Annotated in this window: 4 protein-coding genes and 1 pseudogene; all 5 read right to left on the reverse strand. The window is 61.1% G+C overall.

What is annotated here, in order from left to right; genetic code table 11:
- Positions 1-808 precede the first annotated feature (808 nt).
- Positions 809-2,011 carry an IS91 family transposase gene (locus AWB81_RS39770; protein ID WP_062643793.1) on the reverse strand — a complete coding sequence of 401 codons (1,203 nt, stop codon included), beginning with the start codon at positions 2,009-2,011 and terminating at the stop codon, positions 809-811.
- A 5-nt stretch (positions 2,012-2,016) separates the two neighbouring features.
- Positions 2,017-2,898, reverse strand: coding sequence for a tyrosine-type recombinase/integrase (locus AWB81_RS39775; protein WP_062643786.1), 882 nt, complete (start codon positions 2,896-2,898; stop codon positions 2,017-2,019).
- A gap of 278 nt (positions 2,899-3,176) precedes the next feature.
- Positions 3,177-3,485: a hypothetical protein gene (locus AWB81_RS39780; RefSeq protein WP_062643788.1), complete on the reverse strand. Its 309-nt coding sequence runs from the start codon at positions 3,483-3,485 to the stop codon at positions 3,177-3,179.
- A gap of 536 nt (positions 3,486-4,021) precedes the next feature.
- Positions 4,022-5,176 carry a PDDEXK nuclease domain-containing protein gene (locus AWB81_RS39790; protein WP_062643791.1) on the reverse strand — a complete coding sequence of 385 codons (1,155 nt, stop codon included), beginning with the start codon at positions 5,174-5,176 and terminating at the stop codon, positions 4,022-4,024.
- 458 nt (positions 5,177-5,634) lie between these two features.
- Positions 5,635-5,889 (reverse strand): annotated as a pseudogene (locus AWB81_RS39795) (hypothetical protein); the annotation flags it as partial.

A 5,889-nucleotide genomic window follows, 5' to 3' on the forward strand; every position in this document is an offset into this window, starting at 1 on the left:
TGAGATTCAACCACCTCGGATTCGCCCGGAAGTAATCCCAGATGAAAGCGCAAGCGTTCGTATCGCGGCGGCAGGCTACAGTCCCGCGAGGTCAAGGCTCACCTCATGACGCGCGAATTCCGCATACATCGTCTCGAGGACCGCGACGTACAGGCCTCCCTTGCTTTTGAAGTAGTAATAGAGCATCCGCTCGTTGCTATCCGCGGCCGGGGCAATGGCGTCGACGCGGGCCCTCGACAGTCCGCAGGTTGAAAACTGCTGTGTCGCCGCCCTCCAATCTGCACCGACGCGTGCGCCCCGGGATCTCTTCTGGTGACGTTCTCGGCTCGTTCATGGTCGTCGCCTCCGGCGATGCTGATACACGTGGAGTATGCGCGCGGCGCTCGAGGGTGGCCGTGGAGGCGTCCGGAGTCGGTTCCACGGTGCCGAGACTTATATTACAAACCTTTCAAGCGTGAAGGCAGAGGATTTTTAGCGAAGCGCAGACGGCACAAGACGCCTGCATTGGTACAACGTACGGGCCGGCTGTGCTTCGCTAAAAATTCTTTGAGCTAAACCGCTCCGCTGGCGGTTGCGACTATGGGCATTGAATCGAGGCGCCTGTTTGTGATGTTCTCGACAACAGTATTCGTGGCGCCCGAGATGAACGGTGCGCGAAGCGGTTCGAGGATGGAAAATCCGCACAACGCATGAGATGAACGAACGTTGCAGAGTGCGGCAAGCGGCGGTGGGCGACGTCTGGCCGAGCGTGTCCAACGGCGCCGGCCGGACGTACTGGAACTGATGTCGTAGTCGGATGGATCGGAATTCATCGAGGACTCGCCGGTGGTGCTCGCGGCGACCCGCCAGGTAGCAGACGCTCGATGCAGAGCATGCGGCCGCGCGAACAAACGGGGCAGTCGTAGAGCGACCGGCCGGTGAGTTTCGCGTAGCGGTCACGGTAGTCCGGTTCGGGCGCACTGCGGGCTTCGCGATCCGGCTCGACTTTGAGCAGATGGAGGCATGCGGTCAGCCGGGATTCGCGCAGGCGATTGCTGAGCAGCCCATAGTGGCGGATGCGTTGCAGTCCGCGCGGAAGGACATGTAGCAGGAAGCGTCGGATGAACTCGAGCGGGGGCAACTGCATTACGCGCGGCTTGTCTGGTCTGCGATAGTCCTTCCAGCGAAACGTAACGTGACCGTCGGTCAGGCTGACGAGGCGGTTGTTGGAGATCGCGACTCGGTGTGTATAGCGGCCGAGATAGTCAAGAACCTGTTGCGGACCGCCGAACGGCTGCTTGGCATAGACGACCCACTCGGCGTGCCGCGGACCCGCAAGGTAGCGGGCGAATTGAGCCGGCTCGGACAGATGCGTCAACGAGGAGAAAAACCGCAGTTCGCCGGTGTCGAAGGCATGCTGCAACCGCTCGAGGAACAGTCGCCGGAACAGACGCGAAAGCACTCGCACGGGCAGAAAGAAACCAGGCTTGCAGGCCACCCAGCGGCTGCCGTCAGGAGCGAGGCCACCGCCCGGAACCACGCAGTGCAGGTGGGGATGATGCACAAGATTCTGCCCCCACGTGTGCAGGATAGCGATGAAACCGATGGCTGCGCCGAGATGGCGTGGCTCGGCAGCGATCGTGTGCAGCGTTTCGGCGGTGGCCTGGAACAGGATGTCGTAGACCACCCGCTTGTTCTGGAAGGCGATCGACGCGATCTGTTCGGGAATGGTGAACACAACGTGGAAGTACGGCACGGGCAGCAGGTCAGCCTGGCGGTCGTCGAGCCATTGCGCGCGGGCGAGCGACTGGCACTTCGGACAGTGCCGGTTACCACAGGAGTTATAGGCAATGCGCTGATGTCCGCAGGTGTCGCATTCCTCGACGTGACCACCCAGCGCTGCGGTACGGCATCGTTCGATCGCGCTCATGACGCGACGCTGCGCGTGGCTGAGCGAGTCAGCATGCGCTTCCCGATACGTTGTGCCGTGGCGACGCAGAACGTCTGCCAGTTCCAGTGCGGCGCGCATGATCGCGCTCAGGTATTTGTGCGCGGTGGCGCGTGGCTGATGGACGTGGCAGATTGTTGAGGCAGTCGGTCGAACGGACTGGTCGTCGCGCAGACGGTGCTCGTTGCGACCTTTAGATAGCGCGAAGTGGTGGCGAGGCTGCGATGCCCGAGCAGCAGCTGGATTGTGCGGACGTCGGTACCGGATTCGAGCAGGTGCGTCGCGAACGCGTGACGCAAGGCATGCGGGGTGACGGGCTTGCTGATCCCGGCTCGCCGACGCGCCTGCTGGCACGCCAGACGTATCGTGGCCGGGTCGATGGGCTGGTCGGGAAACCGCCCCGGAAAGAGCCAGGTCTGTGGACGGCCGATGCGCCAGTAACTCCGCAGGATCTCCAGCAGCCGCGGTGAAAGCATGACGCAGCGATCGGTGTCGCCTTTGCCCTGTTCGACGCGCAGTACCATGCGCTGGCTGTCGATGTCGCTGACCTTCAGGCGGGTGACTTCCGAGATGCGCAGGCCTGCCGCGTATGCCACCATCAGCACGCTGCGATGCTTGACACTTCGGATCGATTCGAGAAACCGCGTCACCTCGTCCGGGCTGAGGATCACCGGCAGTCTGCGCGGTACCTTCGACATGGGGATCTCATCGATCGGCCACTCGCGTTTGAGCGTGATGGTGTACAAGAAGCGCAGCGCGGCGGTGGCTACCACCAGCGTGCTCCGGGAGCGCCGCCGGATCTCGGCTAGATGCACCTGGTAAGCGCGAATCTCCTCTGGGCCCAGCAGCGCAGGCGAGCGCCCGAAGTACTGGGCGAACGCACTGACCTGCTGCAGGTACGCGCGCTGGGTATTGGCCGCGAGGTTGCGCACGCGCATATCCTCGATCATGCGTCGACGTAATGCCGTCATGGCTGACTCCTCTCGAATGGACAGGGCAGAAATGCACTGCCATGGTCGCATTCGAAGGAACGCAGCCCCGCGGAGCGTGCCGGAGCCGACGCCGTGGGCTAACCACTTGCTACCGCGTCAGCGGTTTAGTTCAATTGTTATTATCACGCTTGCATTTAATGGCGGTGGCTTGCCACTGGCGACTAGCGTCGTCGGAGCGAGTCCATTCGGTAGTCCAGCGATCGTACTCATATGTATTACATATCGATTTTTCTAGTAACCCAATTGGCGCCACGAATCTACGCCACGCGGAGTTCGTCGCTCGCGCCGACGTCCACCTGTTTCTGTGCGAGCTCTTCGACGTCAAGCTCAAGTGCAGACAGCCGGGCAACTTGGACGGGAAGCAACGCGTAGGCGATGCGAAGCTCATGGAGGCGTGCCTTCCAGTAACGAACGCTTATCGGCAAGGGAGCTGATGCTGTACGTACTGCCGTCACCACTTCCCGTAAATGAGCGAGTTCACGGTCAGCTTCCAGGGAGGTCCGCTTGAGCACGCCAGGCGAAGTAGCGGGGACGTGATGTTTTCGGTCAACTGCGATTGTCTTCATACGCTGTGCATCTCCTGATCCATTGAGACCAGCGTATCGAGGCTCTCGAGAAGTCAAGGAAGGATGCGGGCGCGTAACCGGCCTTGGGGCCTTGGCTGTGAACGATGGGGCCATGCCGGACTCACGCGAAGGCGTGAGCAGCGCAAGCGCTGCATCGGCCGATACCCTTCCTCTTTTTCAGGGCCCGGCGGCTTCCATGCGCGTGTGCAGCGCTCGCCCCACCAGCGAATCCGCATTGCGAATCAGGCGTCGCACGCAATCGTCCACCGCTGCCTTCGGCACCCGACCCGCGAGCGCCGCGGCAACGAGGGCATCTAGGCATCGACGACGTCAATTACCGGGATTTCGTAGCCGTAGCCGGCCTCCATCAATGCAGCGCGGACAGGGCACACTCCATCGCAAACTGCGCCTGCGTCGCCTCGTAATCTCGCGCCGCGCGGATGAGCGTTTTCGGATCGGTGGCGCTAGGCCGACCAAGAGACCAACGACTAATGCGTTGGGACCAGCGAGCAGATGACAACTCTGCTATCGGTCTGTCAGTCCGGAGAGCGATCGCCTCCGTCGAGCAAAATGGGATGTTGCGCTTCCCATTCCCTACGGGTTTTCGCCAACTCCTCCGCGAGCAATTTTTCGTCGGGAAGCACTGTGTGGTACTCGGCAGCAAGCACCTTGTTGGGCAGGCCGTCGAGCGCATAGCGTGCGATCGCTTCGTTGGTTCTTGCACAAAGGATCAGGCCGACTGGCGGGTTTTCGCCCGGCAGTGTCCAGTGTTCCTTCGCGTAATTACAGTACATGTGCATCTGCCCGACATCCGCATGATTCAGCTCGGTCAGTTTGAGATCGATGATTACGAGACAGCGCAGTCGTCGATGGAAGAAGAGCAGATCTACACGAAACCAGCTGTCTCCGATGCGCAATCGCCGCTGCCGCCCTACGAACGTGAAGTCGCCGCCCAGCTCAAGCAAGAAGTCCTCGAGCCGGTGGATGAGGGCGTCTTCAAGGTCGCTTTCCGAATACTCGTCCTTCAAGTCAAGGAACTCGAGAACGTAAGGGTCTTTGATCGCTTCTTCGGGCTTCATCGTGTCGCCCGGAGCTGCGACGGCGCCCTTGGCGAGCACTGCGCGCTTATCGTTGGACATCAACGTGCGCGTGTAAAACTGACTGCCGATCTGGCGTTCGAGCTGTCTCACGCTCCATCCACCACGCAGCGCTTCGCCTTCGTAGAACGACCGCTCTTCCGGCGATCGCGTCCGTCGCATTAGTCGCACGTAATGGGTCCAGGACAACGGAAAACGTTCAGCCAACTGCTGGAGCGAGAATTTCCGAATCGGTGATTCGGATTTTGTTCGCGAGGCGCGGGTCGTAGATTTCCGAATCACCGATTCGGTAATCTCGCTCGGCGGATAGCTCTGGTAGAAGAGGCGCATCAGTTCCAGATTGTCAGCGCCGAAGCCCCTTCCAAACTGCTTCGTCAGATCCGCTGACAGGCGTTGCAAGAGCGCCTGCCCATACTCAGCTCGCCCCTGCCCGCCCTGCTCCGATTCGACGATCCGACGGCCGACCAACCAATAGGTCGCAGTCATCAGTGCATTGATGCTCCGCGCCGCGGCACCCCGGCCGTCTTCCAGGAGCGCGACCACATCGCTGAGCGTGTCCCTGTAGGCGCCTTCAGGCACGAGCACATCGGTCATCTTTTTTGTTTCCACGCGTCTCTTTGGAGGGGGAGCGAGCCAATCGGTCGTCAATGTTGAGTGTGCACAAAGCTGGAAAGCATACGCGATGAACGACCGTCGCACACCTCACGCCTCTTTCTCGCTACACTTCGCCGGACGCGGCCATCCCGTACACCCGAGTCTCTCTAATTTTCTACCGCTATCTATTGCCTATCCTAGCGGACCTCGAACCGTTCGCTGGCTGGCACCGGTTCAAGTCCGTTCCCATGTGTGCGGCTGACCTCGTATTTTACGCGCAGCGCCCGCTGTCCGCGCCGCGCGGGTGATGGTCGCTCGGCGGGCGGACAAAGGCAGTTCGTCGGAGGCGCTTCGAGATCCAGCCGAAGGCAGCACGGTACGAAAGTCAGCGAACTCACCTGTTACGAAGGCCGCTGGCTCGCAAGTGAAGGTCATGCCGGTGAAGCGAGCGGATGCGGTCATCGATGCTGCACTTTCCGTGTTGCCATGTATGCGTCAAACAGGCCCGTATGCAACCAGCTGAGTTCTTCGCGTAAGCTCACCAATTCGTGCTGGTCGCCTTCATGTTCGCGACGCAAAATCTCCCCGAGTAAGGCCGTGGCACGCGACGCAGGTAGCTCTCGCTGCACGCGCGCTTCGCCCAGCCGGCTCGCGAGCGCTGGCTTGACGACCAGTAGCCAGGCCGGAAACCAAACATAGTCCTCGATTTCGCC

It is taken from the genome of Caballeronia arationis (genome assembly GCF_001544975.2).
Taxonomy (GTDB): domain Bacteria; phylum Pseudomonadota; class Gammaproteobacteria; order Burkholderiales; family Burkholderiaceae; genus Caballeronia; species Caballeronia arationis.

Bases quoted from the DNA above. Each gene is read 5' to 3' on its own strand.
- AWB81_RS39775 (WP_062643786.1), bottom strand. From the start codon at position 2,898: ATGACGGCATTACGTCGACGCATGATCGAGGATATGCGCGTGCGCAAC.
- AWB81_RS39780 (WP_062643788.1), bottom strand. From the start codon at position 3,485: ATGAAGACAATCGCAGTTGACCGAAAACATCACGTCCCCGCTACTTCG.
- AWB81_RS39790 (WP_062643791.1), bottom strand. From the start codon at position 5,176: ATGACCGATGTGCTCGTGCCTGAAGGCGCCTACAGGGACACGCTCAGC.